At 42.4% G+C, this 3524-nt stretch carries 1 protein-coding gene; it reads right to left on the bottom strand.

Going from position 1 to position 3524, the window contains the following annotated elements:
• On the bottom strand, nucleotides 1-3338 hold a 3338-nt coding region (locus tag AC1DWN_RS30480), incomplete at its 3' end, for a FlgD immunoglobulin-like domain containing protein (protein ID WP_477562609.1).
• Nucleotides 3339-3524 lie beyond the last annotated feature (186 nt).

Here is a 3524-nt window from a genome sequence, read left to right as displayed (position 1 = left end):
TCTCCTGCTTCAACATAGTAAAATTTGTCTACGTATATCGACTCGATATTCGCCTTGTTATTGGAAGGCGACACATAAACGTATGCTGCTTGCTCAGCTAAATTGTCTGTCGTTGCTGTAAACTGTCCGACTTTCACATCGGTCCAGAACATATTTTCCATGCTGCTTGCTGGGATTGTCGTTGGCTCAAGAACACTGCCGCCTGCACTGTAGTCAAAACCTACCGTAAATACATTTCCTTCCGGCTTCGGAAAGGATGGGCCGTTAATCACATCCGCCCTTATGGCTGTTGTGTAATTGACTTTTACTCTCGCAAACACATCATAAGTGTGGCCAACAGTAAGCCCTCCATCGCTTGTGTAAGTATAAAAATCCATCGGGCCGTTGCTGTCCCCTACGGCCTTCATTGCCGTCTTATTGTCCGATGCGGATATATCGGCCACGCCTCTACTGCTACCGGACCCCCATGCTCCGAACCTATCGTCTTGAACTTCTTTGATCATTTGTTCATCATTCATGACAAGCTTGAATATCTTCCCGTCTCCTGCTTCAAAATTCACATCGGATAGRATATAGCTGTCCGCAGTAGTCTGAAAGCCAACTTCCGATTCACTGCCATCTAATTTACTTACTCCCACAATCGATTTGACACTCATCCCGAGCTTCGATCGGTCAATGGTTATCGTCACATCATCAKCAGCTTCCGCGTTATGATTAACGACTACGATATACTTATTGGAAGWACTKACACTTTCATGAGTTGTAACATCTGCACTTAAGTATCCAGGATCAAACGGCTGCGTTGAWGCCCCGCCACCGCCACCWGTTGTTACAGCTACATTCGCGATCCTTCTCATATCAAGAATGGTCGGTTTGAGCGCATCAACTTCACTCATTAACTGCTTGATGGTTCCATAAATGTGTGGCCGACGTGTATAGTCATAGTCAACCATGCCCCTCCAGACTACTGTGGATTGAAATAAGAAGTAAGAAAACCCACGCGCGCCTCTACCGATTGCTTCATAGGTCATGGCTCTTATTTCGGATGGAATGGGCTCTCTCGGCAATCCCCCTTCTTCACCATGCGCCTGAAGAATCATCCACACTGGTGCATCGTTCGTAAGGTCTTTTCGAATCTGCAATGTAGAAGCATCCAAGCTTTCTTCAAACGCAGCATTTGGATATGTGCCGATATGCTTGAAATTCCCCGGCGCAGGATAGTGATTGGAAACAGGATACAAATCCAAACTCATGGATTGTGTTTGATTTGAAGGATAGAAATATTCCGCATCCTCGGGCATCGTATAATTGATAATTGTAAAACGTTTCGGATCGATGCTCTCCAGCATCCTTGTAATTAAAGAAAGATTGTCCCTGAACCGCTCCTTTTTCACAGCATACAATGACCTCGGTTCATCCCAAAGCAAATATCCAATCAGTTGGTCTGAATGCTCCGAAAGCAATGCCTTGTTTGTTAGTTTAACAAGCGTGTTGTACATTTCTTCTTCATCATTGCTATACAAGCTTTCTGAGTCCCAAAAATTACCGTCCCAAAACTTGAACATATCATGTGCATCAGGCAGCCCGATTATCTTCAATCCATACTTCGCAGCCTTTTCCAATGTAATGTCGTATATGCCCGGCTTCCCATGCCAGTTTGAAAGGTAAACCGTATTCAATCCCGCTTCGCTAATATCTTTGAATGTCCTATCGAGATACGATTCAGCATCCGATTCAATAAAAGGAATGTTTCCGGCTTCATAATAAACACCTTTAGGGAAATCATCAAGCGTGGGATTCACAGGCGCCTTCGTTAATTGTACGCCGCTTATGACATGGACATTTCGCCTTAAAATCACGATATTGTCATTTCGTTTCACTTCTATTGTATATAATCCGTTTGCAACCGTATTTCCTAGGTCGTCGGTTCCGTCCCACTTCTCCTCAGCGTTTGACCCGGCAGATTTGGCAGCTGCAATTTTCTTAATTGGCTTGCCTTGCTCATCATATACCGTAACATCGACGGTTTTTCCAGACACACCATGATAGTAAATAGTCGTAAAATCATTGATGCCATCTTTATTTGCCGGTGATAATTTATAAGGGTAAACATTGTTATACTTATTTGAATCATAATGAAGTTCCGGCAGCACTCTTGTAAGTGTCAAGCTGTCAACTCTGAATGACGGGAAGTTATTTGCGTTTTTTGTAGGATAAATGTTGATTCGATAATCATGTGACGGATCGACTTTGAGAGACAATGGGATTCCCCCGAAATATTCGATCTTATAGATAAAACTGGAGTTTGCTGTACCATAGATTTGCTTAGACAACACAACTTCTCCCGTAGTCAAATCGTGAACCGATAAGCCCATCACATCTCCCACTGCATTATCCCAATCTGTACCCGGTACTCGATCAGGGTTTACTAATAGCATTAAAGAGTAGTCACCTGCAACTAGGCCATCTCCATCAATCGGTATTTCAATTGCCGGTACATTCACTTTTCCACCATTCACAACTTTAGTAACTTGGTTATCCGGCGTTAAACCATCAGGAATAGTAGTTGCATTACTTCCAAGCGTAAATACATCATTTTGGATAACATAGGGTACCGCTTCTTTCAAAACAATATGATCCATATAAACGCTGGAGATTTCGTTGTTCCCCATTCCTTCTACATAGAACTCAAGTTGATTGACGCCATAATTCGGATTTATTGTTCCAATTCTAAATTCTTTCCACTGATGGTCTGTTAGTTCGGACACATTGATCACTCGGGGAGTGATTAAATCCTTTTTTTGAGTTTGATCATATACACCTATTTTTACAACTGCACCACTAATGCCTGTCCCAAGATCCACTTTCATCTTGAAATATACGTCGTAAGGAGCAGCGTATTTCAGCATACTAAAATCCCAAGCTTTGTAACGAATGTCCCTGCTTCCGCTATTGCCTGTCATTGTTGCCGAGAAACCATCCGATGCTGTCTCGTCTGCCATACTTAACGCGTTATTGCTATAATTAAAGCTGCTATCTTCAATTGTGTAATTGCTGGCCACTTTATCAGGACGAGCCAATACTCGAAGTTGTGTACTATTGAGTATGGAACCATCATATTTAATATTCACTGTAAAAATGGCTTCCTGGCTTAACTTCAGATCAGGAACATTAAGCATTACAAGAGCTTCATTTCCGACAACCTTATTACCTGCAATCGTAATGAAGGAAGTGTGATCTGCTCCCGTACTATCCATAACGGTAATCGACAATAGCTCGTTGTCTTTGATATTCGTCGTTACTATTGGAATAGTCACTGTTCCGCCGGAAAACGACACTGGATTACCCGTTATAGGCAGTATATCGGCTGAGGGAGATCCCTCAACGCTAAAGCTAGTTTCTATTTTTGCTGCTCCAGTACTTTTTAGTTCAACTTTATATGTATATCGGCTGAGGGAGATCCCTCAACGCTAAAGCTAGTTTCTATTTTTGCTGCTCCAGTACTTTTTAGTTCAACTTTATAT

The sequence above is a fragment of the Paenibacillus sp. P4_A7 genome (assembly GCF_056402455.1).
This window is presented reverse-complemented; position numbering and strand designations above follow the sequence as displayed.